At 66.0% G+C, this 22436-nt stretch carries 24 protein-coding genes; 14 read left to right on the forward strand and 10 right to left on the reverse strand.

All coding sequences use genetic code 11. From position 1 onward, the window contains the following. Position 1 precedes the first annotated feature (1 nt). From paaG to paaA, 6 genes are all read right to left on the reverse strand, one after another. Entirely contained in the window at positions 2 to 802 is an 801-nt protein-coding gene (paaG, locus tag ACXZ1M_RS09750; RefSeq protein ID WP_459052966.1) for a 2-(1,2-epoxy-1,2-dihydrophenyl)acetyl-CoA isomerase PaaG, read from the reverse strand. 11 nt (positions 803 to 813) lie between these two features. Next, the gene (gene paaE, locus ACXZ1M_RS09755; RefSeq protein WP_459052967.1) at positions 814 to 1893 is read right to left on the reverse strand and encodes a 1,2-phenylacetyl-CoA epoxidase subunit PaaE; all 1080 of its coding nucleotides are present in this window, start codon (positions 1891 to 1893) and stop codon (positions 814 to 816) included. A gap of 5 nt (positions 1894 to 1898) precedes the next feature. Continuing rightward, a complete protein-coding gene (gene paaD, locus ACXZ1M_RS09760; protein ID WP_459052968.1) occupies positions 1899 to 2453 on the reverse strand; it encodes a 1,2-phenylacetyl-CoA epoxidase subunit PaaD in 555 nt (184 codons plus the stop codon). A gap of 5 nt (positions 2454 to 2458) precedes the next feature. Then, the gene (gene paaC / locus ACXZ1M_RS09765; protein WP_459052969.1) at positions 2459 to 3211 is read right to left on the reverse strand and encodes a 1,2-phenylacetyl-CoA epoxidase subunit PaaC; all 753 of its coding nucleotides are present in this window, start codon (positions 3209 to 3211) and stop codon (positions 2459 to 2461) included. Positions 3212 to 3219: 8 nt separating this feature from the next. Continuing rightward, positions 3220 to 3504 (reverse strand): 1,2-phenylacetyl-CoA epoxidase subunit PaaB, encoded by a 285-nt coding sequence (gene paaB, locus ACXZ1M_RS09770; protein ID WP_373989026.1) that lies wholly within the window; start codon positions 3502 to 3504, stop codon positions 3220 to 3222. Between the two features lie 92 nt (positions 3505 to 3596). Continuing rightward, entirely contained in the window at positions 3597 to 4580 is a 984-nt protein-coding gene (paaA, locus tag ACXZ1M_RS09775; protein WP_459052970.1) for a 1,2-phenylacetyl-CoA epoxidase subunit PaaA, read from the reverse strand. A gap of 156 nt (positions 4581 to 4736) precedes the next feature. Between paaA and ACXZ1M_RS09780 the strand changes: the two genes are divergently transcribed. Then, positions 4737 to 5711: a PaaX family transcriptional regulator gene (locus ACXZ1M_RS09780; protein ID WP_459052971.1), complete on the forward strand. Its 975-nt coding sequence runs from the start codon at positions 4737 to 4739 to the stop codon at positions 5709 to 5711. Here the strand turns inward: ACXZ1M_RS09780 and ACXZ1M_RS09785 are convergent. After that, the gene (locus ACXZ1M_RS09785) at positions 5708 to 5962 is read right to left on the reverse strand and encodes a DUF2442 domain-containing protein (protein WP_459052972.1); all 255 of its coding nucleotides are present in this window, start codon (positions 5960 to 5962) and stop codon (positions 5708 to 5710) included. The two genes, ACXZ1M_RS09780 and ACXZ1M_RS09785, sit on opposite strands and share 4 nt — an antisense overlap. Before the next feature lie 169 nt (positions 5963 to 6131). On the opposite strand from ACXZ1M_RS09785, the gene ACXZ1M_RS09790 reads away from it, so the two are divergent. The 3 genes from ACXZ1M_RS09790 (at position 6132) to ACXZ1M_RS09800 (ending at position 10964) form a co-directional block, all read left to right on the forward strand. Next, positions 6132 to 7265: a M14 family metallopeptidase gene (locus ACXZ1M_RS09790; RefSeq protein WP_459052973.1), complete on the forward strand. Its 1134-nt coding sequence runs from the start codon at positions 6132 to 6134 to the stop codon at positions 7263 to 7265. A gap of 94 nt (positions 7266 to 7359) precedes the next feature. After that, the gene (locus ACXZ1M_RS09795; RefSeq protein WP_459052974.1) at positions 7360 to 8466 is read left to right on the forward strand and encodes a hypothetical protein; all 1107 of its coding nucleotides are present in this window, start codon (positions 7360 to 7362) and stop codon (positions 8464 to 8466) included. Between the two features lie 122 nt (positions 8467 to 8588). Then, on the forward strand, positions 8589 to 10964 hold the full coding sequence (locus tag ACXZ1M_RS09800; RefSeq protein ID WP_459052975.1) for a TonB-dependent receptor: 2376 nt from the start codon (positions 8589 to 8591) through the stop codon (positions 10962 to 10964). Positions 10965 to 10993: 29 nt separating this feature from the next. On the opposite strand, the gene ACXZ1M_RS09805 is transcribed toward ACXZ1M_RS09800, so the two are convergent. Next, the gene (locus tag ACXZ1M_RS09805) at positions 10994 to 11914 is read right to left on the reverse strand and encodes a LysR family transcriptional regulator (protein ID WP_459052976.1); all 921 of its coding nucleotides are present in this window, start codon (positions 11912 to 11914) and stop codon (positions 10994 to 10996) included. Between the two features lie 149 nt (positions 11915 to 12063). Here ACXZ1M_RS09805 and ACXZ1M_RS09810 point away from each other — a divergent pair, with 149 nt between their 5' ends. The 6 genes from ACXZ1M_RS09810 (at position 12064) to ACXZ1M_RS09835 (ending at position 17647) form a co-directional block, all read left to right on the forward strand. After that, positions 12064 to 12930: an alpha/beta fold hydrolase gene (locus tag ACXZ1M_RS09810; protein WP_459052977.1), complete on the forward strand. Its 867-nt coding sequence runs from the start codon at positions 12064 to 12066 to the stop codon at positions 12928 to 12930. 44 nt (positions 12931 to 12974) lie between these two features. Further along, complete coding sequence (locus ACXZ1M_RS09815) at positions 12975 to 14144, forward strand: substrate-binding domain-containing protein (protein WP_459052978.1); 1170 nt, start codon at positions 12975 to 12977, stop codon at positions 14142 to 14144. Positions 14145 to 14156: 12 nt separating this feature from the next. Then, complete coding sequence (locus ACXZ1M_RS09820; protein WP_459053991.1) at positions 14157 to 14906, forward strand: ABC transporter ATP-binding protein; 750 nt, start codon at positions 14157 to 14159, stop codon at positions 14904 to 14906. Then, positions 14899 to 15621, forward strand: a complete 723-nt coding sequence (locus ACXZ1M_RS09825) for an ABC transporter ATP-binding protein (protein WP_459052979.1) — start codon at positions 14899 to 14901, stop codon at positions 15619 to 15621. Before ACXZ1M_RS09820 ends, ACXZ1M_RS09825 begins: the two co-directional genes overlap by 8 nt. A 75-nt stretch (positions 15622 to 15696) precedes the next feature. Then, positions 15697 to 16620: a branched-chain amino acid ABC transporter permease gene (locus ACXZ1M_RS09830; RefSeq protein ID WP_459053992.1), complete on the forward strand. Its 924-nt coding sequence runs from the start codon at positions 15697 to 15699 to the stop codon at positions 16618 to 16620. A gap of 1 nt (position 16621) precedes the next feature. Next, positions 16622 to 17647: a branched-chain amino acid ABC transporter permease gene (locus ACXZ1M_RS09835; RefSeq protein WP_459052980.1), complete on the forward strand. Its 1026-nt coding sequence runs from the start codon at positions 16622 to 16624 to the stop codon at positions 17645 to 17647. 158 nt (positions 17648 to 17805) lie between these two features. Here ACXZ1M_RS09835 and pmbA read toward each other — a convergent pair whose 3' ends face one another. Continuing rightward, positions 17806 to 19158, reverse strand: a complete 1353-nt coding sequence (gene pmbA, locus ACXZ1M_RS09840) for a metalloprotease PmbA (protein ID WP_459052981.1) — start codon at positions 19156 to 19158, stop codon at positions 17806 to 17808. Between the two features lie 95 nt (positions 19159 to 19253). Here pmbA and yjgA point away from each other — a divergent pair, with 95 nt between their 5' ends. The 4 genes from yjgA (at position 19254) to ACXZ1M_RS09860 (ending at position 21799) form a co-directional block, all read left to right on the forward strand. Next, on the forward strand, positions 19254 to 19853 hold the full coding sequence (gene yjgA / locus ACXZ1M_RS09845; protein ID WP_459052982.1) for a ribosome biogenesis factor YjgA: 600 nt from the start codon (positions 19254 to 19256) through the stop codon (positions 19851 to 19853). Continuing rightward, on the forward strand, positions 19843 to 20499 hold the full coding sequence (gene mog, locus ACXZ1M_RS09850; protein ID WP_459052983.1) for a molybdopterin adenylyltransferase: 657 nt from the start codon (positions 19843 to 19845) through the stop codon (positions 20497 to 20499). Before yjgA ends, mog begins: the two co-directional genes overlap by 11 nt. Continuing rightward, a complete protein-coding gene (locus ACXZ1M_RS09855) occupies positions 20496 to 21164 on the forward strand; it encodes an alpha/beta hydrolase (RefSeq protein ID WP_459052984.1) in 669 nt (222 codons plus the stop codon). Before mog ends, ACXZ1M_RS09855 begins: the two co-directional genes overlap by 4 nt. 146 nt (positions 21165 to 21310) lie before the next feature. Beyond that, positions 21311 to 21799: a PEP-CTERM sorting domain-containing protein gene (locus tag ACXZ1M_RS09860; RefSeq protein ID WP_459052985.1), complete on the forward strand. Its 489-nt coding sequence runs from the start codon at positions 21311 to 21313 to the stop codon at positions 21797 to 21799. Here ACXZ1M_RS09860 and ACXZ1M_RS09865 read toward each other — a convergent pair. Next, a complete protein-coding gene (locus ACXZ1M_RS09865) occupies positions 21790 to 22386 on the reverse strand; it encodes a carboxymuconolactone decarboxylase family protein (RefSeq protein ID WP_459052986.1) in 597 nt (198 codons plus the stop codon). The genes ACXZ1M_RS09860 and ACXZ1M_RS09865 overlap by 10 nt on opposite strands. Between the last annotated feature and the right edge of the window lie 50 nt (positions 22387 to 22436).

Genomic DNA, 22436 nt, shown 5'->3' on the forward strand with positions numbered 1-22436 from the left:
CTCAGCGCCCCTTGAACTGTGGCGAACGTTTTTCCATGAAGGCCGCCACACCTTCGCGATAATCCTCGCTGCGACCCAACTCACTCATCATGCCGCACTCCAGCGAAAGCTGCTGCTGCAGGCTGTTGTGCGGGCTGGCCTGCAAGGCCTGCTTGGTGAAGGCCAGACCCTTGGTCGGCGCGCTGGCGAAATGACGCGCCATGGCCTGCACCTCGGCGGCGAAATCCTCGTCCGGAATCGCCTTCCAGATCAAGCCCCAGGCCTCGGCCTTTTCAGCGGTCAGTTTTTCGCCCAGCATCGCCATCCCCATCGCGCGCGCATTGCCCACGAGGCGCGGCAGGAAATAAGTACCGCCGGTGTCCGGAATAAGGCCCAGTTTGCAGAACACCTCCACAAACGACGCGGACTTGGTCGCCAGCACGATGTCGCAGGCCAGCGCGATATTCGCGCCGGCGCCTGCGGCCACGCCATTGACGGCGCAGATCACCGGCATCGGCAGCGCGCGCAACGACTGCACCAGCGGCGCGTAATTCTTCTCCACCGAATCCCCCAGGTCCACCGCGCGCGCGCCCGGCTCCACCGCGCGGTCGCCCAGATCCTGGCCGGCGCAGAAGCCACGTCCGGCGCCGGTCAGCACCAGCACGCGCGCCACGCCGCTGGCGGCCTCGCTGGCGACGCGCTTCAGCGCGTGGCGCACTTCCTCGTGCATGGCCTGGGTGAAGCTGTTCAACTTGTCCGGGCGGTTGAACGTCAGCGTGGCGACGCCGTCGCTGATGTCGAACAGGATGTTCTGGTAGTCCATGGTGTCTCCGTTTATTCTGCCTGGTCGAAGTCGATCACGACCCGGGCGGTGGTGGGGAAGCTCTGGCAGCTCAACACATAGCCGCGCGCGATCTCGTAGTCTTCCAGCGCGTAGTTGGCGTCCATGTCGACCTTGCCCTCGATGACCTTGCAGCGGCAGGTCGAGCATACGCCACCCTTGCAGGAGTAGCGCATGTCGAGGCCCGCGCGCAGGCCGGCGTCGAGCAACGACTCCTTGTCCTGCTCCATGGTGAAGCTGGCGGCGTTGCCGTCCATGATGACGGTGACTTCGGTCTGCTGGTGCGCGGCCGTGGCCGACGCCGCGCGCGGCTGGTGCGCGTGCTTCGGAATGCTGGCGGCGAACAGCTCGACCTTGATGTGCGCTTTCGGCATGCCGGCTTCCTGCAGCGCTTCCGAGACGCCGTGCATCATGTCTTCCGGCCCGCAGATGAAGGCGGTGTCGATGTCCTCCACCCGCACCCAGTGCTGCAGGAACTGCACGGCCTTGTCCTTGGTGATGCGGCCGTTGAACAATTCAATGTCCTGCTGCTCGCGGCTCATCACGTAGGCCAGCGTGAGACGTTCCATGTAGGTGTCCTTCAGGTCCGACAGTTCGTCCCGGAAGATCACCGAGGACGAGGCGCGGTTGCCGTAGAAGAGCGTGAAGCTGCTGTGCGGTTCGGCCGCCAGCGTGGTCTTGACGATGGACAGGATGGGCGTGATGCCGCTGCCGGCGGCGAAGGCCAGGTAGTGCTTACGGTTGGCGGCGTCCAAAGGCACGTTGAAGTGGCCCATCGGCGGCATGACTTCCAGCGTATGGCCGGCTTGCAGGGTGTCGTTGGCCCAGCTGGAGAACAGGCCGCCCTGGGTGCGCTTGATGGCCACGCGCAGCGCACCGTCCTGCACGGCGGAGCAGATCGAGTAGGAACGGCGCACGTCCTCCTCGCCGATTTTAGCGCGCAGGGTCAGGTGCTGGCCTTGCTGGTACTTGAAGCTGTCCTGCAGCTCGGCCGGTACGGCGAAGGTGACGGCGATGGTGTCGCGCGTTTCGTTGCGCACGTGGGCGATGGTCAGCGGGTGGAATTTGCTCATGGTCTTTAGTGACACTTGAAGTAGTCGAACGGTTCGCGGCAGTCCAGGCATTTGTAGAGCGCCTTACAGGGCGTGGAGCCGAACTGGCTGGTGATTTCGGTATGCTGCGAACCGCAGTGCGGGCAGGCTACCACCGGCGCGGGCCGGGCGTGGCGCGCATCGGTGCGGCGCGAGATGGCGGCCAACGCGGGATTGCGGCCGGCCGCTCCCGCCTGCAGGCCGCTGATGTCGATCACCTGCTGCGCCGGCGGCGCGATGCCGTAGCCTTTCAGCGCGGCCTTGCCGGCCTCGCTCATCCAGTCGGTGGTCCAGGCGGGCGAGAGCTGGTTGTGCAGGCGGACCTCGTGCACGCCGCGTGCGTGCAGCGCTTCGCGGATGGCATCGGCGATGACTTGCATGGCCGGGCAGCCGGAATAGGTGGGCGTGATGGTGACATCGCACGCGCCATCGGCCGCAACGCGCACGTCGCGCACGATGCCCAGATCGACGATGCTGATAACCGGGATCTCCGGATCGGGCACCTCGCCCAGCCAGGCCTGGATTTGTGCGGCGGCGGTCATCGCTGCTACCACTGCGCGCCGGGATAGGCGCGCTGCAGGAACTGCATCTCGGCCAGGATGTAGCCCAGGTGCTCGGTGTGGCGGCCTTGCTTGCCGCCCTTCTGCATCCAGGCGTCGGCCGGCGGCATGGTCAGCGTGGCCTCGCCCAGGATCTCGGCCACATGCGCCAGCCATTGCGCGCGCAGTGCGTCGGCGGCCGGCGCCACGCCTGTTGCTACCATCGCCTCGTCCACCGCGTCGTAAGCGAACACCTCACCGCTATACATCCACAACTCATTGACCGCGCCTTGCGTCTTCGCATGGCTAACGTCCGTGCCGTCGCCCAGCCGCACCATCAAATCGCCGCTGCGGCGCAGATGGTAAGTGACCTCCTTGAGCGACTTCTCCGCAATCGCGGCGATACGCACATCGCTGCTGCGCGTCAGGCCTTCGATCAAAAAGTAGTGCCACGCATCGAAGAAAAACTGCCGCACCAGGGTGTCGGCGTAATTCCCGTTCGGCTGCTCCAGCAGCAGGCAATTCTTGAAATCGTGGGCGTCGCGCAGATAGGCCAGTTGATCCTCGTCGCGGCCCGCGCCTTCCAGCTCGGCCGCGTACTCGTACCACATGCGCGTCTGGCCCAGCAGATCCAGCGCCACGTTGGTCAGCGCCATATCCTCCTCCAGCGCCGGCCCCTTGCCGCACCACTGCGACAGCTGCTGGCTCAGGATCAGCGCATTGTCGCCCAGGCGCAGCAGATAATTGACCTTGTCGTCCATCGGCGGCCTCACAGATTCTTGACTTCTTCCGGCATCGGGAAGAAGGTCGGATGACGGTACACCTTGCTGTTGGCCGGCTCGAACAGCGCGCCCTTGTCGGCCGGGCTGCTGGCGACGATGTCGGCCGCGCGCACCACCCAGATGCTCACGCCCTCATTGCGCCGCGTGTAGACGTCGCGCGCATTGTTGACCGCCATCGCGGCGTCCGGCGCATGCAGGCTGCCCACGTGCTTGTGCGCCAGCCCGTGCTGGCTTCGGATGAAGATTTCCCACAACGGCCATTCCTTGCTCATGCTTGTCTCCTCGTCGTTCCCGCGTATGCGGGAATCCATGCTGATTTTCAGTAGCCTGCGTTGTATGGGCTCCCGCCTGCGCGGGAGCGACGTCAGGCGGCGCGCGCCGCTTGTTTGTCGGCGTGGGCGACCAGCGCGTCGCGGAACCACTCGCCGTCGTCCCACGCTTGCACGCGGGTGCGCAAGCGCTCGCGGTTGCACGGGCCGTTGCCCTTCAGGACGTTGTGGAACTCGCTCCAGTCGATGGCGCCGAATTCATAGTGGCCGGTCTCGGCGTTCCATTTCAAATCGGGATCGGGCACGCTCAGGCCCAGGAACTCGGCTTGCGGCACGGTCTGGTCGACCATGCGCTGGCGCAGTTCGTCGTTGGAGAACAGCTTGATGCGCCACTGCGCCGATTGCGCGCTGTTGACCGATTCCGCATCCGAGGGGCCGAACATCATCAGCGACGGCCACCACCAGCGGTTCAGCGCATCCTGCGCCATGGCCTTCTGCGCCGGCGTGCCCTTCGCCAGCGACAGCATGATGTCGTAGCCCTGGCGCGCGTGGAACGACTCTTCCTTGCACACGCGGATCATGGCGCGCGCATACGGGCCGTAGGAGCAGCGGCACAGCGGGATCTGGTTGATGATGGCCGAGCCGTCCACCAGCCAGCCGATGGCGCCCATGTCGGCCCAGCTCAGGGTCGGGTAATTGAAGATGCTGGAATACTTGGCCTTGCCGCTGTGCAGGGCGGCTAGCAGCTCGTCGCGCGACACGCCCAGCGTTTCGGCGGCGCTGTACAGGTACAGGCCGTGGCCGGCCTCGTCCTGGATCTTGGCCAGCAGGATGGACTTGCGCTTGAGCGTGGGCGCGCGCGTGACCCAGTTGCCCTCGGGCAGCTGGCCGACGATTTCCGAGTGCGCGTGCTGCGAGATCTGCCGGATCAGTGTCTTGCGGTAGGCCTCCGGCATCCAGTCCTTGGCCTCGATGCGGATGCCCTCGTCGATGCGGGCCTGGAAGGCCTGCTCTTCCGGGCTCATGTCGTCGGCCGTGCGGACTTGCTTGAGGCCGGTTTCCACCAGTTGTGCGTACATGCTGTCTCCTCCTTCAACACATAATACGATACAGATTTTTATTTAGCCACGTTTATTTTGAGTCATATTAAAATCATGCATCGTGTTAATTTTTTACTGCGCCGCGCGTGCGGCCAAGTAAACTAGCGTTTCCGTGTACAGCTTACTAACCCGCTTATGAATTGCAACGACTGGATAGCCGGATTTTTGGCCAGCGACCCGCCGCGCTCGAAATCGCTGGTGGTGACCATCTTCGGCGACGCCATCGTGCCGCACGGCGGCATGGTCTGGCTGGGCAGCCTGATCGAGCTGCTGGCGCCGTTCGGCGTCAACGACCGCCTGCTGCGCACCTCCGTGTTCCGGCTGGCGCAGGAAGGCTGGCTCGGCGCGCAGCGCGATGGCCGCCGCAGCTCGTACGCGATCACGCCGGACGCCATGGCGCGCTTCGTGCACGCCTACCGCCGCATCTACGCGCCGCCGAATGTGCACTGGGACGGCAGCTGGACCCTGGTGCTCAACGGCGACGGCGCGCTCAACGCGGCCGAGCGCGCGGCCGTGCGCAAGGAGTTGCTGTGGGAAGGCTATAGCGTGATCGCGCCCGGCATCATGGGCCATCCGGCGGCCGACGGCCCGGCGCTCGACGAGCTGCTCAAGCGGCTGGGCGTGGCCGGCAAGCTGTTCGTGGTGCAGGGCAAGTCGATGCGCCAGGTCAGCGCGCGGCCGCTGAGCGACCTGGTGGCCGAGGGCTGGGACGTGGCCGGCGTGGCCGAGGGCTACAACAAATTCATCGCCCAGTTCGAGCCGCTGCTGGCGGCGCTGCGGGCGACGGCGGCGGCGCAGGCCGAAGGGCCGGCGGTGGACGCCTATGGCGTCGACGGCTGCGACGAGCCGCTGTCGGCGGAAAAGGCTTTCGTGGTGCGCACCCTGCTGATCCACGCCTACCGCCGCGTGCAGCTGCACGACCCGCAACTGCCGGTCGAGCTGCTGCCGACGCCGTGGCCGGGCGCCCTGGCCTACGAGCTGGCCCGGCAGATCTATCTGGCCGTGTACGCGGCCGCCGAGAACCACATCGACCTCGCCCTGCGCCGCGAAGACGCCGCCGCACCCCTCGCCGAAGCCGCCTTCTTCGACCGCTTCGGCGGCTTGGCCTAAGTCCGCGCGATCAGCGGAAAGGCCGCCGGGTCGCGCAGGGAAGCGACCGCCAGATCGATATCCGGCGCGGGCCAGTACAAGTGGCCGACGCTGGGCCGCTGGACCTCGCCGATCTGTTCCGCGCTGGCGCGGGCAAACCACGGGAAATCCGCAAACGCGGCATACAGCCGCTCGTTGCCGAGATCGACCCAGAAGCCATGCCGGGACAGCTCAAGTATCCTGACCTGGTGAGAAATAGCTTCGCCACGCATCTTGCATCTCCAAATGAGGATAGTGCCTTAGGCATTTCGTGCGGCGGACAGTTCATGCCGGCGAGGATGAGAGCAGAAATCGGGCGGGCCGGCACGCGACCCTGTATCATGTCGGCTCCGCGCCACGAGCGCGGGCACCTATTTTTATAGAATTCACCAGGATTCCGCCATGCCTATCAAAATCAGCCAGCAATTCGACGCCGGCGCCATCGAAGTGGTTCGCGCCGACGATCCGGCCGCCATCGACCTGAACATCCGCAAGGATTCCCACGCCGACATCGTGCAGTGGTTCTACTACCGCGTGCAGGGCGCGCAGGGCACGCCGCTGGCCATGAACTTCCTCAACGCCGGCAGCGCCGCCTACCCGGATGGCTGGAAAGACTACCAGGCCGTGGCCAGCTACGACCGCGATAGCTGGTTCCGCGTGCCGACCAGCTACGATGGCAAGACCATGACCATCAACCACACGCCCGAGTACGACAGCGTCTACTACGCCTATTTCGAGCCGTACTCGTGGGAACGCCACCTGTCGCTGCTGGATAACGCCCAGCTGTCGCCGCTGGTCAAGCTGGTCGACCTGGGCAGCACCATCGACGGCCGCGACCTGAACATGCTGGTGATCGGAGATCCAGAAGCGGAACAGAAGGTCTGGGTCATCGCCCGCCAACACCCCGGCGAGACCATGGCCGAGTGGTTCGTCGAAGGCTTCGTCGAGGCGCTGCTGGACCCGGCCAATCCGTTCGGCCGCCAGTGCCTGAAGGAAGCCGTGTTCTACGTGGTGCCGAACATGAACCCGGACGGCTCGGTGCGCGGCAACCTGCGCACCAACGCGGCCGGCGCCAACCTCAACCGCGAGTGGCTGAACCCGACCATGGAGCGCAGCCCGGAAGTGTTCCTGGTCAAGCAGAAGATGCACGAAACCGGCGTCGACCTGTGCCTGGACATCCACGGCGACGAAGGCCTGCCTTACGTGTTCGTGGCCGGCAGCGAGTCCTTGCCGGAGTTCACCGAAGAACAGGCCGAGGCGCAGCAGTACTTCATCGACAATTTCCTGATCGCCAGCCCGGACTTCCAGGACGAATTCGGCTACGGCGAAACGCCGTACACGCCGGAAACGCTGACCATGGGTTCGCCGCACATCACCCACGCCTTCGGCTGCCTGTCGCTGACCTTGGAGATGCCGTTCAAGGACAACGCCAACGATCCGGACGCCGACACCGGCTGGAACGGCGCCCGCAGCGCCGAGCTGGGCAAGTCGATCCTGCAGCCGGTGCTGCAATCGCTGCTGGCCCAACAGCCGTGATTTGATTCCCTGCGGCGCCACAAAGCGGGCGCCGCAGGGAAAAATACACTGGACCTCAGGCGGCGCATCCGCGCGCCGCGTTTGGAGGTCCATCATGAAATTTCTCGTCTGCACATTGCTGCTGCTTGCCGGCTGCACCACGCCTTACCGTCCACCGCAATTCACGGACGCCAACACCACCTTTCCCGGTTTGATCGATCTGGCCGCGCAGGCCACGCCGCAGGCGGCCGACGTGCTCTTGGTGCACGGCATCTGCACGCACGACGCCAGCTGGGTCGATGAAGTGGTGCCGCAACTCGCGCAGGCGCTGCGCGACGCCACCACGGCCAGCAACGCAGCGCCGGCGCGCAGCGCGGCAGCGGCGGCCGTGGAGATCGTCCCCGCCATGGTCGACACACCGTCGGGCCGCTTGCGCTTCGACGCGCTGATCTGGTCGCCGCTGACCAATGACCTCAAGCGCCAGCTGTGCTACGACCAGAGCACCAAGTCAGCGCTGTGCACCGGCGCGCCGCCCTACCCGCACATGCGCGCCAAACTCAACGCCCGCTTCAAGGACGGCCTGATCGACGACTGCCTGCCGGACGCCCTGATCTACCAGGGTGTAGCGCGCGACACCATGCAGCTGCGCATGCGCGACGCTGTGCTGCAGGTGCTGTCCGGCGCGCGCGCCGACCTGCCGCTGGTGGTGGTCTCGCACAGCATGGGCAGCAAGCTCCTGTTCGATACGCTGCTGCGCATGACGCAGGAACCGGCCGGCAGCGCGGCGGCGGTAACGGCGCGACAAGCGGTGCAACGCCTGCGCTTTCTGGTGATGGCGGCCAACCAGATCCCACTGCTGTCGCTGGCCGACCAGCCGCTGAGCGCCGCAGCAGTGGCGGCGCCGGCCTCGGTGCCGCCGCCCGACAGCCTGCTGCAGCTGCTACGCTTGCGGCTAGCCACCGAGGCCGGCGAGGACGCCAAGGCCGCCCGCCCGCTCACGCTGGTGGCCTTCACCGATCCCAACGACCTGCTCTCGTACACGCTGCCGCCGGAACAGTACGCGCAGCTGAGCGTCACGGTCTACAACATCCTGGTCTCCAACGCGCCCACCTATCTTGGCCTGCTGGAGCGGCCCGACACCGCGCACCTCGAGTACCTGGGCAACCCGGACGTCGGCCGCCTGATCGCCTGCGGCCGGCCCGCCAGCGCGCGCTGCAAGTGATTTTTTGCGCCTCGCCGGGGAACGCTGTGCAAAATTGCACACTCTGAGTGCAATGCTGTCAGTTTCACACAGCACCTAAAGGATGCACACTCCATCGCATAAACAAAACAATGGAGATAAAAATGCGTATGTCACCACAGACGTTCCCCCTGCGCCGCTGCGTCGCAGCCGTGATGCTGGCCCTGCCGGCGATGGTCGCCCAGGCCGAGGAGGCGGCGGCCGCACCGGCCACGCCGGCCGCCGCGCAGGATGCCGCCGGCGCCGCTGCTGCGGCCACCGCCGACGGCGCCGTCGAGAAAGTGATCGTCACCGCCCGCAAGCGCGCGGAGCTGATCCAGGACGTGCCCGGCGCCGTCAGCGCGCTGTCCGGCGCCCAGCTGGAGAAAATGGCGCTGCCCGACATCACCGCGCTGACCGACATCATCCCCAACACCACGCTGAAATCCTCGCGCGCCACCAACACCACGCTGACCGCCTTCATCCGCGGCATCGGCCAGCAAGACCCGGTGGCCGGCTACGAGCAGGGCGTCGGCATCTACCTCGACGACGTCTACCTGGCCCGCCCGCAAGGCGCGCTGACCGATATCTACGACCTCGAACGCATCGAGGTGCTGCGCGGCCCGCAAGGCACGCTGTACGGCCGCAACACCATCGGCGGCGCCGTCAAGTACGTGACCCGCAAACTGTCGGCCAATCCGACCCTGGAGCTCAAGGGCGCGGTCGGCAACTACGGCCAGGCCGACCTGGTGGTCAAGGGCAGCACGCCGATCAACGACATGCTGCGCGTCGGCGCCACCGTCGGCACCTTCAACCGCGACGGCTTCGGCAAGAACGTGTTGACCGGCCAGGACAACTACAACAAGGACGTCGGCGCGGCCCGCGTCAGCGCCGAGCTGACGCCGAACAGCGATCTGTTCATCCGCTTCACCGCCGACTACACGCGCGACAACTCGCTGCCCAAGCAGGGCCACCGCCTGCTGGCCGGTCCAGCCGCCGGCCAGGGTGTGCTCGACAACGTCTACGACACCCGCTCCAACCTGTATTCGGTGCTGGGCCACAAGGCGCAGGTGACCACTTCCGGCGGTTCGCTCAACATCGAGTACAACCTGACGCCCGAGACCACCTTCAAGTCGGTCACCGCGCACCGCCAGTCCAAGTCCTACGCGCCGATGGACTTCGATTCGCTGGAGACGCCGCTGTTCGAGGCGCCGACCATCTACAAGGATAAGCAGGACAGCCAGGAATTCCAGCTCACCTACACCGGCAGCAAGTGGCAGGGCGTGGCCGGCGTGTTCTATATGAAGACCAACGCCTTCAATGAGTTCGACGTGTTGTACAACGCCGCCGGCGGCCTGTCGCTGTACACCCGCGACGATATCGATTCCAAGACCTGGGCCGCCTACGCCGACGCCAGCTACACCGTGTCCGATACCTTCAACGTCAGCGTCGGCGGACGCTGGACCGACGACCAGCGCAAGGCCGCCATCTACAAGCGCACCTACGTCGGCCTGACCGGTTCGCCGACGCTGGGCAATCCGGCCGCCGTCGGCCTGGCCGCCAATACGGACCTGGGCAAGAACGACCTGCACCGCGAAGACACCAAGTTCACGCCGAAGGTCGGTTTCGGCTGGAAGCTGGCGCCCGAGCACAATGTCTACGGCACTTATTCGGCCGGCATCAAGGGCGGCATGTTCGATCCGCGCATGGACCTGGCGGCGTCGGGCGGTCCGAATACCCCGGCCTCGCTGCAGAAGCGCGCCGGCGTCAAGCCGGAGGAAGTGACCACCTATGAGATCGGCCTGAAGTCGTCGGTCAACGGCGGCCGCCTGCAGACCAACGTCGCCGCCTTCTACACCGACTACAAGAACGTGCAGATCGCCGGTTCGATTCCGACCTACGACGCGGCTGGCAAGGTGAACGGCTTCGCCGGCACTCTGACCAACGCCGGCAAGGCCAAGCTCAGTGGCCTGGAGCTGGAGGCGATCGCCCGCGTGACCGAGCGCCTCACCGTCAACGGCATGCTGAGCTACATCGATGCCGAGTACAAGGAGTGGATGGTGGCCAGCGGCGCCAATCTGGTGAACGTGGCCGGCAGCGCCGAGTTCCAGAACACGCCGAAGATGTCGGCCAACCTGTCGGCCAGCTACGAGTGGCCGCTGGCCGTCGGCGGCCGCGCCGGTTCGCTGAGCCTGAACAACAGCCTGTCGTACAAGGACAAGGTGTATCAGGCCGAGATCGTGCGCACCGCCGGCGTCGCTTCGCTCGACGCGCTGGTGCCGCAGAACCTGATGCTGGCGCAGAGCGGCTACACGCTGTGGGACGCGGGCCTGGTGTGGACCAGTTCCGACCGCCGCATCCAGGTCGGCCTGCACGGGCGCAACCTGACGGACAAGCATTACAAGGTGGCCGGCTACGCCTTCGGCGGCTACTTCAACTCCGTCACCAGCTTCTATGGCGATCCGCGCACCTACAAGCTGACCGCGTCGTACAAGTTCTAAAGGCCGGAGCGCGCCCGCCGCACGTCACGCTAGGTGGCGGCGGGCGCGGCTCCCGGCAAGGCGAACAGCTCCGGCTGCGTTTCGGCGAAGTCGCGCAGCATATTCCACACCGCGCGCACCCGTGGCAAACGGTATAAATCCTGCGGCGCCACCAGCCAGTAGGCGCGCTCCACCCAGATCTCGTCCTGCAGCACCGGCACCAGCCGGCCGTCGTTGGCGATGTAGGGCGGCGCCATCATCAATCCCAGTCCCGCCGCCGCCGCTTCGGCCTGCGCCAGCATGCCGGTGCAGCACAGCCGGCGGCGCGGCTGCACCCCCAGTTCGTCCAGGAATTGCAGCTCGTGGCTGGCCAGGCGGTCCTGCACGTAATCGACGAAGTCGTGCCCCATCAGGTCGGCGCGGCGGCGGATCGGCGGATGGCGCGCCAGGTAGTCGGGCGAGGCGAACACGTACAGGCGGAAGCTGACCAGGCGCGTGACCATGTAGCGGCCGGTGTTGGGCGCGTCCAGGGTCACGCCGAGGTCGGCCTCGCGGTTGGCCAGGTTGGCGAAGCGCGGCTGCACCAGCAGATCGACCGACAGGTCGGGATAGTCGCGCAGGAAGCGGCCCAGCAGCGGCGCGATGTAGCGCACTCCCAGCGCTTCCGGCACCCCGAGGCGCACCACGCCGCGCACCGCCACTTCGGTGCCGGACAGCTGGCCCTGCGCCGCCAGCACCGCGCTTTCCATCGCCTCCGCATGCGGCAGCACGGCCTGGCCCATTTCGGTCAGCTCGTAGCCTTCGCGCGAGCGGTCGAACAGGGTGGCGCCCAGCTGCTGCTCGAGGCGGTCGATGCGGCGCGCGACGGTGGTGTGCTCGACCTCCATCCGGCGCGAGGCGCCGGACAAGGTTCCGGAGCGCGCGAGCTCCAGGAAGAAGCGCATGTCGGTCCATTCGGGCAGAATTTTCATGCGGCCATTGTGCATCAATGCACCACGCCGTGGCAACGACACTGGGGGCGACTGTGCATAAATGCACACACGGTGGGCGTGCCGGCGGGTTTGCGGCGGCCGCCGTTTCGCGCACACTGGCCCTTCCTGCCACGCTGCCCACAAGGACCATGTATTCCGACATCAGCTACCTGAGCGACGACGGCCTGCGCCTGTACGCACGCGACTACCACGCCCACGGCGGCGCGGCGTGCCTGCCCGTGATCTGCATCCACGGGCTGACCCGCAATTCGGCCGACTTCGAGGACATCGCGCCTATCATCGCGGCCCAGGGCCGACGCGTGATCGCCGTGGATGTGCGCGGCCGCGGCAACTCGGATTACGATCCGCAGCCGCAGCGCTATATGCTGCCGGTGTACGCCAACGACGTGGCGCAGCTGGCGCGCAAGCTGGGCATCGCGCGCGCGGTGTTCATCGGCACTTCGATGGGCGGCTTGATCACCATGACGCTGGCTATGCGCCGCCCGGACCTGGTGGCGGCGGCGGTGCTGAACGACGTCGGCCCGACCTTGTCGCCGCGCGGCCTGCAGCGCATCGCCGGCTACGCGGGACGCGGCGGCGCGGTGGCGGATTGGGACCAGGCGACCGCTTATATCCGCGACATCAACGCCTACGCCTTCCCCGCCAACAGCGACGAGGAGTGGCGGCGCTGGGCGCAGCGCGCCTTCGCCGAGGCGGCGGACGGCAAGCTGCAGCTGCGCTACGATCCAAACATCGCCATCCCGGTGCGCACCAACAAGATCCGCTCGCATTCGATGCTGGCGCAATTCGCTTTCCGCAACCTGGCGTGGCGCCGTCCGACCATGCTGATACGCGGCGCGCTGTCGGACCTGGTGGAGCCGGCGCAGGCCGGCGCCATGCGCGCCGCCGCGCCGCGCATGCGCTACGCCGAGGTGCCCAACGTCGGCCACGCGCCGATGCTGGACGAACCGGAAGCACAGGAGGCGCTGCGCAGCTTCCTCGCCGGCGTCGATTGAACTACCATAGATAGATTCGCCTTAAAAAAATAACGGAGACAACCATGCGTAAACTGATACCCCTGCTGCTTGCGGCGGCGCCGCTGCTGGCGTCCGCGCAAGACCTGAAGGTCGCCCTCATCGCCGGCAAGACCGGCATCCTGGAGCCGTATGCCAAGGAGACCGAGACCGGTTTCATGATGGGGCTTGAATATCTCACCGGCGGCAAGATGGAGATCAACGGCCGCAAGCTGAAGGTGATCGTCAAGGACGACCAGAGCAAGCCTGACCTGGGCCGCACGCTGCTGGCCGAGGCCTATGGCGACGACAAGGTCGATATCGCGGTCGGCACCAGTTCCTCCGGCTCGGCCATCGCCATGCTGCCGGTGGCGGCGGAGTACAAGAAGGTGCTGGTGGTGGAGCCGGCCGTGGCCGACGCCATCACCGCCGAGAAATGGAACCGCTACATCTTCCGCACCGCGCGCAGCTCGATGCAGGACGGGCTGGCGGCGGCGTCCACCTTCAAGCAGGGCAGCGTCGGGTTCCTGGCCCAGGACTACGCTTTCGGCAAGGACGCCATCAAGGCCGCCAAGGAGGCGTTGACGCTGACCGGCAGCAAGGCCAAGGTGGTGCACGAGGAGTACGCGCCGCAGACCGCCACCGACTTCACCGCCTCGGCCCAGCGCCTGTTCGATGCGCTCAAGGACAAGCCGCAGCCGCGCGTGCTGGCCATCATCTGGGCCGGGCCGAATCCGATGAACAAGATCGCCGACATGAAGCCGGAGCGCTATGGCATCACGCTGGCGCCGGGCGGCAATATCCTGCCGGTGCTGAAGACCTGGAAGTCCTTCTCCGGCACCGAGGGCACGATTTATTACTACTACGATTTCCCGAAAAACAAGATGAACGACTGGCTGGTGGCCGAGCATACCAAGCGCTATAAATCGCCGCCCGACATGTTCACCGCCGGCGGCTTCACCGCCGCCAGCGCCGTGTTCACGGCCCTGAGCAAGGCCGGCGGCGGCGACACCAACAAGCTGATCGCCGCCATGGAAGGCATGGAGTTCGAGACGCCGAAGGGCAAGATGAGCTTCCGCAAGGAAGACCACCAGGCCATCCAGCCGATGTACCACTTCCGCATCAAGACGGAGCAGAAGAACGAGTGGGATCTACTGGAGCTGGTGCGTGAGATTCCGGCCTCCGAGCTGCCACTGCCGGTCAAGAACAAGCGCTGAACGATGACGCCATTGCTGTCCACCCGCGCGCTGACGATACGCTTCGGCGGCCACACGGCCGTCGACAACGTCAGCGCGGATTTCCACGCCGGCCAGCTGACGGTGATCGTCGGCCCCAACGGCGCAGGGAAAACCACCTACTTCAACCTGATCTCCGGCCAGCTGCCGGCCACCAGCGGCCAGGTGCTGCTGCGCGGCGAGGACATCACGCGCAGCGGGCCGGCGCACCGCACCCGCCAGGGCATAGGCCGCGCCTTCCAGCTGACCAATCTGTTCCCGCACCTGACGGTGCACGAGAACGTGCGGCTGGCGGTGCAGGCGCACGCCAACGCCGGCATGAAGCTGTGGTCGATCTGGTCCAGCCACAAGGAGCTGATCGCGCGCGCCGACCATTACCTGGAGCGGGTGGCCATGGCCGGCCGCCGCGACACCGCCGTCGCCGCCCTGTCGCACGGCGACAAGCGCAAGCTGGAGGTGGCCATCCTGCTGGCGCTGGAACCGCAGGTGATGATGTTCGACGAGCCGACCGCCGGCATGAGCGTGGACGAGGTGCCGGTGGTGCTGGACCTGATCCATCAGGTCAAGGCCGAGCGCCAGCGCGCCGTGCTGCTGGTCGAGCACAAGATGGACGTGGTGCGCGCGCTGGCCGACCGCATCATCGTGCTGCACCACGGCGCGCTGGTGGCGGACGGCGAACCGGCCGCCGTGATGTCCTCCGCCATCGTGCGGGAAGCCTACCTTGGAAGCGCAACCCATGACTGACGCCCTCTTGACCTTATCCGGCGTGCATACCCATATCGGCGAATACCACATCCTGCAAGGCGTGGACCTGGTGGTGCCGCGCGGCGGGCTGGCCGTGCTGCTGGGCCGCAACGGCGCCGGCAAGACCACCACCCTGCGCACCATCATGGGCCTGTGGCGGGCCAGTGCCGGCAAAGTCCACTTCAACGGCCGCGACATCACGGCGCTGCCGACGCCGGCCATCGCGCAGGCCGGCATCGCCTATGTGCCGGAATCGATGGCCGTCTTCGGCGGCCTGACGGTGCGCGAGAACCTGTATCTGGCGGCGCGCGGCGGGGCGATGGACGAGGCGCGTCTGGAGTGGATCTTCAGCTTTTTCCCGGCGCTGAAGAAATTCTGGCACTACCCGGCCGGCAACCTGTCGGGCGGCCAGAAACAGATGGTGGCGATCGCCCGCGCCATCGTCGAGCCGCGCGAGCTGCTGCTGATCGACGAGCCGACCAAGGGCCTGGCGCCGGCCATCATCGACAACCTGGCCGAAGCGATCCGCCAGCTGAAAGGGAATACCACCGTGCTGCTGGTCGAACAGAACTTCAACTTCGTGCGCAAGCTGGGCGACACCGTGGCCGTGATGGACGACGGCCGCGTGGTCCACAGCGGCAGCATGGCCGAACTGGCCGCCGACCGCGCCCTGCAGGAACGCCTGCTCGGCCTGGCCCTCGATGCCCACCAATAAGGAGCGACCGTGAGCGAAACTTCCTTGCCTTCCCTGCCGCGCGACTACGCCCCGCTGCTGCTGGTGCCGCTGCTGATGCTGGCCATGCTGCCGTTGGTGGGCAGCGCACCGACCTGGGTCACCCTGACCGTGGCCGGCCTGGCGATGGGCATGATGATCTTCATCATGTCCAGCGGCCTGACGCTGGTGTTCGGCCTGATGGACGTGCTGAACTTCGGCCACGGCGCCTTCGTCTCGGTGGGCGCGTTTGCCGCCACGCTGGTGCTGCTGCCGATGAAAGGCTGGCTGGAGGCCGACTCGCTGCTGATGAACCTCAGCGCGCTGGGGCTGGCGGTGCTGATGGCGATGGCCGTCACCGCCGTCCTCGGCCTGGTGTTCGAGCGCATCATCATCAAGCCGGTATACGGCCAGCACCTGAAGCAGATCCTGATCACCATGGGCGGCATGATCGTGGTCGAGCAAATGATCAACGTGGTGTGGGGCTCGGAACAGGTGCCGCTGCCGCTGCCCGCCGCGCTGCGCGGCTCCATCCTTCTGGGCGACGCGGCGATTGAAAAATACCGCCTGCTGGCGGTGGTGGTCGGGCTGCTGGTGTTTGCCGCTCTGTTCCTGATTTTAAACCGCACCAAGCTTGGATTGCTGATCCGCGCCGGCGTGGAAAACGGCGAGATGGTGGAAGCGCTGGGCTACCGCATCCGCCGCCTGTTCGTCGCCGTGTTCGCGGCCGGCTCCGCGCTGGCCGGCTTGGGCGGCATCATGTGGGGCCTGTACAAGGAAACCCTGACCGCTTCCATGGGCGCGGAAGTGATGGTGATGGTGTTCATCACCGTCATCATCGGCGGCCTCGGTTCGGTCGGCGGCTGCTTCATCGGCGCGCTGCTGATGGCGCTCACCGCCAACTACGCCGGCTTCCTGGCGCCGAAACTGGCGCTGGTGTCCCATATCGTGTTGATGCTTGCCGTGCTGCTGTGGCGCCCGGCCGGCTTGATGAGGAAATAAGATGCTGCATAAGCTGTTATCCGGCGACCTTCCGCGCAGCCGCGCGCTGTCCCTTCTGCTGGTGCTGGTGGTGCTGGGACTGGCGCTGGCGCCGTTCATCACCAGCGGCGCGCGGCCGCTCAATACGGCGGCCACCATCTGCGTTTATATCGTGCTGGTGGCTTCGTATGACCTGCTGCTCGGTTATACCGGCATTGTGTCGTTTGCGCATACCATGTTCTTCGGTATCGGCGCGTATGGCGTCGGTCTTGGGCTGGCGGGCGATGAACCGACCTGGCGCGGTCTCGCGCTGGGATTGGCCGGCGCGCTGGCGTTGACACTGGTGCTGGCTTTCCTGATTGGTTTGTTTGCGCTGCGGGTGCGCGCCATTTACTACGCCATGATTACGCTGGCGGTGGCGTCCTCGTTCGCGGTGCTGGCCTCGCAGCTGTCCGACTGGACCGGCGGCGAGGACGGCGCCACCTTCAGCGTGCCGGAGATGCTGTCGCCGGCCGCCGAATACGGCAAGCTGACCACCTACTACATCGTGTTCTTCGGCGCGGTGCTGTTGTTCCTGCTGTTGCTGCGGGTGGTGAATTCGCCGTTTGGGCGCGTACTGCAGGCCATCAGGGAAAACGAGTTCCGCGCCGAGGCGCTGGGCTATCGGACCGTGTTGTACCGCATTACCGCCAACTGCATTGCGGCGCTGGCGGCGGCGCTGGCTGGTGCGCTGTTGGCATTGTGGCTGCGCTATGTGGGGCCGAAGACTACGCTGGGCTTTGAGGTGATGACGGATATTTTGCTGATCGTCGTGATCGGCGGCATGGGCACCATGTATGGCGCGGTAATCGGCGCGGCCCTGTTCATCCTCGCCAATAATTACCTGAAGGCGTTGATGGAACAGGCGGCGGGCGCGGTGTCCGGCGTGCCGCTGTTGGAGGCCGCGCTGCATCCGGACCGTTGGCTGCTGTGGCTGGGGATCTTGTTCATTCTTGCGATTTACTTCTTCCCGAGCGGGATCGTCGGCAAGCTGAGAAAAACTATGTAGCCGGGTATATACATAGGCTTTGCCTTTCCGAGCCCTCGCCTGGCTGGACGCAAGCGAGTGCCTGGCGCGCTGCCGCCGGCGAGCAGCCGCGCCGTCCCGGCGTCAACCGCCGCCGGCGCTCCCGCCGCAGCACCGACACGCTTTAGCCGCCTGGCCGGCTAGCCGCCGGCCACCACCATATTCTCGATCAGGATCGAGCCGGTCTGCTTGGTGCCGCGCACCAGCACATCCGAACCGACCGCCACGATCTGCGCCAGCATATCCTTCATATTGCCGGCGATGGTGATCTCCTCGACCGGATACTGAATCACGCCATTCTCGACCCAGTAGCCGGCCGCGCCGCGCGAATAGTCGCCGGTCACATAATTGGTGCCCTGCCCCATCAACTCGGTCACCAGCAAACCGGTGCCCATCTTGCGCAGCATGCCGGCGAAATCATCGGCCGGCTTGGTCAGCGACGACGTCAGCGACAGGTTGTGCGAGCCGCCGGCGTTACCGGTGGTCTTCATGCCCAGCTTGCGCGCCGAATAGGTCGACAGGAAGTAGCCCTGCACCACGCCGTTCTTCACCACATCGCGCTTGACGGTGCGCACGCCCTCTTCATCGAACGGCGCCGAACCAACGCCGCCCACCACGTGCGGATCTTCATGAATCTGCACGTGCTTCGGCAACACCTGCTTGCCCAGTGTATCAAGCAGGAAGGTCGACTTGCGGTACAGCGCGCCGCCCGAAGTGGCCTGCACGAAAGCGCCCAGCAAACCAGCCGCCAGCGGCGCCTCGAACAGCACCGGGCAGTTGCGGGTATCGATGGTGCGCGCATGCAGGCGCGCCAGCGCGCGCTCGGCGGCGTAACGGCCGATCGCTTCCGGCGACGACATCTTGGACGCATCGCGCACCGACGAATACCAGTCGTCGCGCTGCATGTGCTTGCCCTTGCCGGCGATCGGCGCCACCGACAGCGTGTGGCGCGAATACGGATAGCCGCCGATGAAGCCGCGCGAATTGGCCGCCACGAAATGCGACTGCTGCACGTGCACGCCGGCGCCTTCGGAATTGGTCACGCGCGCATCGACGGCGAACGCGGCCGCCTCGGCGCGCTGCGCCAGCGCCACCGCTTCGGCGGTCGAGATTTCCCATGGATAGAACAGCTGCAGGTCGCGCGGCTTGAGTTCCAGCTGGTCCTCGTCGGCCAGGCCGGCGCAATCGTCGTCGGAAGTGAAGCGGGCGATGTTGTAGGCCGCCTCCACCGTGGCCTTCAGCGCGGCCGGCGAAAAGTCGGAGGTCGAGGCGTTGCCGCGGCGCTGGCCGATGAACACCGTCACCCCCATGCCCTTGTCCTTGTTCTGCTCAATGGTCTCAATCTGGCTCTTGCGCACCGACACCGACAAGCCGCTGCCTTCGCTGATTTCGACGGCGCAATCGGTGCCGCCCTGCGCTTTGGCGTAGCCCAGCACATCGCGTGCGAGCTGCTTCAACTGGTCCTGGGTGTGGGTAAAATGGGTATCGCTCATGGGCTGTTTTCTTCGGGTGGCCGCTAAAACAGTTATCATAGCAGTCGTTTACAGTTTACAGGGCGCGGCCATGCGCCCTACGGAAAGTTAATAATATGGTAAATCCTAACCGCGGCGCCGTCGGCTTCAGCTCCACCGAATTCGAAGAAGAGTACGAACGCCCTTCCAAATCCGAGGCCAAGCGCCAGTCCAACGCCCTGCAAAAGATGGGGGAAGTCCTGGTGGACGCCCCGCGCGACCGCGTCAAACGCGTGCCGATGCCCGAGGACGTGCTCGAGGCCATCTTGATGTGCCAGACCATCACCAACCACGAAGGCCGCCGCCGCCAGATGCAATTCGTCGGCAAGAAGATGCGCACCCTGGACGAAGAGGAAGTGGCGCTGATCCAGAAAGCCATCGACAGCTGGAAAGGCGCCTCCAAGTCGGAGACGGCCGCCATGCACGCGCTCGAGCGCCGCCGCGAGAAGCTGTTGACCGACGACAACGCCCTGACCGCCCTGCTGTCGGACCACCCGGAACTGGACGTGCAGCACCTGCGCACCTTGATCCGCAATGCCCGCAAGGAGCAGGCCGAGAACAAGCCGCCGAAGGCCTACCGCGAAATCTTCCAGATCCTCAAGCAGCTCGACGCCGACAAGCGTAAAGCCGCCGGCGAAACCGACGAAGAAGGCGACGACCAAGAAGATGACGAGTAACACCGCCGCACCCGCCGTCCCTGCCGCCGCGCCGGCTGCGGAATCGCCGCTGCTCATCGGCCTGGTCTCGATCTCCGACCGCGCCAGCGGCGGCGTCTACCAGGACCTCGGCCTGCCGGCGCTGCAGGACTGGCTGGCGCGCGCCCTGACCACGCCCTACCGCGTGGAAACCCGCCTGATCGCCGACGAGCGCGCGCAGATCGAAGCCACCCTGACCGAGCTGGCCGATAGCGCCCGCTGCCACCTGATCCTGACCACCGGCGGCACCGGCCCGGCCCGGCGCGACGTCACGCCCGAAGCCACGCTGGCCGTCGGCACCAAGGAAATGCCCGGTTTCGGCGAACAAATGCGCCAGATCAGCCTGCACTTCGTGCCGACCGCGATCCTGTCGCGCCAGACCGCCGTGATCCGCGAAAGCGCCGGCCACGCGGCCCTGATCCTGAACCTGCCGGGCCAGCCGAAGGCCATCGCCGAAACGCTGGGCGGCCTGAAGGACGCCGACGGCAAGCAGATCGTCGGCGGCATCTTCGCCGCGGTGCCCTACTGCGTCGACCTGATCGGCGGGCCCTACATGGAAACCGACCCGGCCGTGAGCAAAACCTTCCGCCCCAAATCCGCCATACGCCCAGCCCAAGGACAAGCATGACCGCTCTGCTGCACACCATCGAAAAAGAAACCGGCGCCAACCCGACCGTGTCCATCATCTGGATGCACGGCCTGGGCGCCGACGCCAACGACTTCGTGCCCATGCTGCACGAGCTGGACCTGGCCGGCCTGCCGCCGATCCGCTTCATCTTCCCCAACGCCGACACCATGCCGGTCACCATCAACGGCGGCTACGTCATGCGCGCCTGGTACGACATCGTCGCGACCGACCTCGGCCGCCAGGAAGACGAAGCCGGGCTGCGCGCCTCGCAGCTCAAGGTGGAAGCCCTGATCGCGCGCGAAAACGCGCGCGGCATCCCGAATGACCGCATCATCCTGGCCGGCTTCTCGCAGGGCTGCGCCATGACCCTGCAAGCCGGCCTGCGCCAGACCACGCCGCTGGCCGGCCTGATGTGCCTGTCCGGCTACGTGCCGATCGCCGCCCAGGCCGCCGCCGAGCACACTCCGGAAAGCAAGGCCACGCCGATCTTCCTGGTGCACGGCCGCATGGACCCGGTGATCCCGATCGCCCGCGCCACCGCCTCGCGCGACCTGCTGCAGCAATGGGGCTACAACGTCGAATGGCACGAATACGCGATGCAACACTCGCTGTGCCAGGAAGAAGTCGAGCACATCAGCACTTGGCTCAAGCGCGTGCTGGCCTGATTCCACCTAATTATCATATTTTTAATAAATATATGATAATAATGTGACACGACTGTTTCAGATTCAGGTGTAATATTAACAACACTGCAAGCTTACATGCGCAGTCCATTGATGTTCCGCCAAGGCAACCTTACAAGGATTATCCAATGAAACTGAAACAGATCTTGCGCACCTCCGCCGCCGCCGCATTGTTCGTCTGGGCCGGCGTCGCCAACGCCGCGCTGTACAACTTCGCCGTCACCGGCGACTACACGGCCACCTGGCAACTGGACTCCCACGTCGTGCCGGATGACTACAGCCTCGGGGCTGGGTTTGTGGTGTTTGACGTCGACGGCTTCCCCGACGCGGTGATCGGCGTCGCCGACGTCTACTTCTACAACAGCGCAAGTGGCGGCGGTGTGCAAATCGACGATTTTTACGGTGCCAACACGCTCTTGCTCACCGATGGTTCGCAGCTCTACACCGGCGCCGAAAGCAGCCCGGTTTTCAAACTGGGCACCTTCGCCCTGACCGAGTACCAGGGCAGCGGCAAATACAGCCTGACCATCTCGGCCGTGCCGGAACCGGCCACCTACGGCATGCTGCTGGGCGGCCTGGGCCTGATGGGCGTGGTGCTGCGCCGCCGTCAAGCCTGACCTGATCCCTGCGACGCCGGCAATGCCGGCAGCGGTGGCGCCAGCGATGCCGGCGCCACCGTCTGCGCGGCGTTCATCACCATCGCCAGAAACGTGTAGTAACCGTTAATCCCCATCAAATCGACCACGCCATGCTCGCCGAACGCCGCCAGCGCCGCCGCGTAGGTCGCATCGTCCACCCGCTGCCGCCGCTGCAGCTGCACGCAGAACTCATACACCAGCGCCTCGTCGGGCAATAGCGCCGCCGATGGCGCGGCCGGCCGCTCGCCGGCCGCAATCGCCGCGATCACCGCCTCCGCGATGCCGTACTCGCGCGCGATCGGCGCGTGGATCGCCCACTCCACCTGCTGGCTCCAGTGGCGCGCCGTCACCAGGATCGCCAATTCCGTCAGGCGCGTGCCGATCGCCGAGCGGTAGCGCAGGTACTCGCCCATGCGCTGCGCCGCCGCCATCAGCTCCGGGCTGCGGATCAGCGGCACGAACGGCCCGTACAAGGCCCCGCGCGGACCGTCGATCACCGCCTGCGCCGCCACCTGCTGGGCCGCGCTCATGTCGGCGAACGCGATCGCTCCGAGTCTGTCTTCCATGCTGCCTCCTCCAATTATTCGGCCATGTTCCGGGATAAATCAAAAGCGCG

The organism is Duganella paludis (genome assembly GCF_054461335.1).

Bases quoted from the DNA above. Each gene is read 5' to 3' on its own strand.
- ACXZ1M_RS09805 (WP_459052976.1), bottom strand. From the start codon at position 11,914: ATGAAAATTCTGCCCGAATGGACCGACATGCGCTTCTTCCTGGAGCTC.
- mog (WP_459052983.1), top strand. From the start codon at position 19,843: ATGACGAGTAACACCGCCGCACCCGCCGTCCCTGCCGCCGCGCCGGCT.
- ACXZ1M_RS09810 (WP_459052977.1), top strand. From the start codon at position 12,064: ATGTATTCCGACATCAGCTACCTGAGCGACGACGGCCTGCGCCTGTAC.
- ACXZ1M_RS09855 (WP_459052984.1), top strand. From the start codon at position 20,496: ATGACCGCTCTGCTGCACACCATCGAAAAAGAAACCGGCGCCAACCCG.
- ACXZ1M_RS09795 (WP_459052974.1), top strand. From the start codon at position 7,360: ATGAAATTTCTCGTCTGCACATTGCTGCTGCTTGCCGGCTGCACCACG.
- ACXZ1M_RS09835 (WP_459052980.1), top strand. From the start codon at position 16,622: ATGCTGCATAAGCTGTTATCCGGCGACCTTCCGCGCAGCCGCGCGCTG.
- paaD (WP_459052968.1), bottom strand. From the start codon at position 2,453: ATGACCGCCGCCGCACAAATCCAGGCCTGGCTGGGCGAGGTGCCCGAT.
- ACXZ1M_RS09780 (WP_459052971.1), top strand. From the start codon at position 4,737: ATGAATTGCAACGACTGGATAGCCGGATTTTTGGCCAGCGACCCGCCG.
- pmbA (WP_459052981.1), bottom strand. From the start codon at position 19,158: ATGAGCGATACCCATTTTACCCACACCCAGGACCAGTTGAAGCAGCTC.
- ACXZ1M_RS09830 (WP_459053992.1), top strand. From the start codon at position 15,697: ATGCTGGCCATGCTGCCGTTGGTGGGCAGCGCACCGACCTGGGTCACC.
- ACXZ1M_RS09785 (WP_459052972.1), bottom strand. From the start codon at position 5,962: ATGCGTGGCGAAGCTATTTCTCACCAGGTCAGGATACTTGAGCTGTCC.
- yjgA (WP_459052982.1), top strand. From the start codon at position 19,254: ATGGTAAATCCTAACCGCGGCGCCGTCGGCTTCAGCTCCACCGAATTC.
- ACXZ1M_RS09860 (WP_459052985.1), top strand. From the start codon at position 21,311: ATGAAACTGAAACAGATCTTGCGCACCTCCGCCGCCGCCGCATTGTTC.
- paaB (WP_373989026.1), bottom strand. From the start codon at position 3,504: ATGAGCAAGGAATGGCCGTTGTGGGAAATCTTCATCCGAAGCCAGCAC.
- paaA (WP_459052970.1), bottom strand. From the start codon at position 4,580: ATGTACGCACAACTGGTGGAAACCGGCCTCAAGCAAGTCCGCACGGCC.
- ACXZ1M_RS09825 (WP_459052979.1), top strand. From the start codon at position 14,899: ATGACTGACGCCCTCTTGACCTTATCCGGCGTGCATACCCATATCGGC.
- ACXZ1M_RS09865 (WP_459052986.1), bottom strand. From the start codon at position 22,386: ATGGAAGACAGACTCGGAGCGATCGCGTTCGCCGACATGAGCGCGGCC.
- paaC (WP_459052969.1), bottom strand. From the start codon at position 3,211: ATGGACGACAAGGTCAATTATCTGCTGCGCCTGGGCGACAATGCGCTG.
- ACXZ1M_RS09790 (WP_459052973.1), top strand. From the start codon at position 6,132: ATGCCTATCAAAATCAGCCAGCAATTCGACGCCGGCGCCATCGAAGTG.
- ACXZ1M_RS09800 (WP_459052975.1), top strand. From the start codon at position 8,589: ATGCGTATGTCACCACAGACGTTCCCCCTGCGCCGCTGCGTCGCAGCC.
- paaE (WP_459052967.1), bottom strand. From the start codon at position 1,893: ATGAGCAAATTCCACCCGCTGACCATCGCCCACGTGCGCAACGAAACG.
- ACXZ1M_RS09815 (WP_459052978.1), top strand. From the start codon at position 12,975: ATGCGTAAACTGATACCCCTGCTGCTTGCGGCGGCGCCGCTGCTGGCG.
- paaG (WP_459052966.1), bottom strand. From the start codon at position 802: ATGGACTACCAGAACATCCTGTTCGACATCAGCGACGGCGTCGCCACG.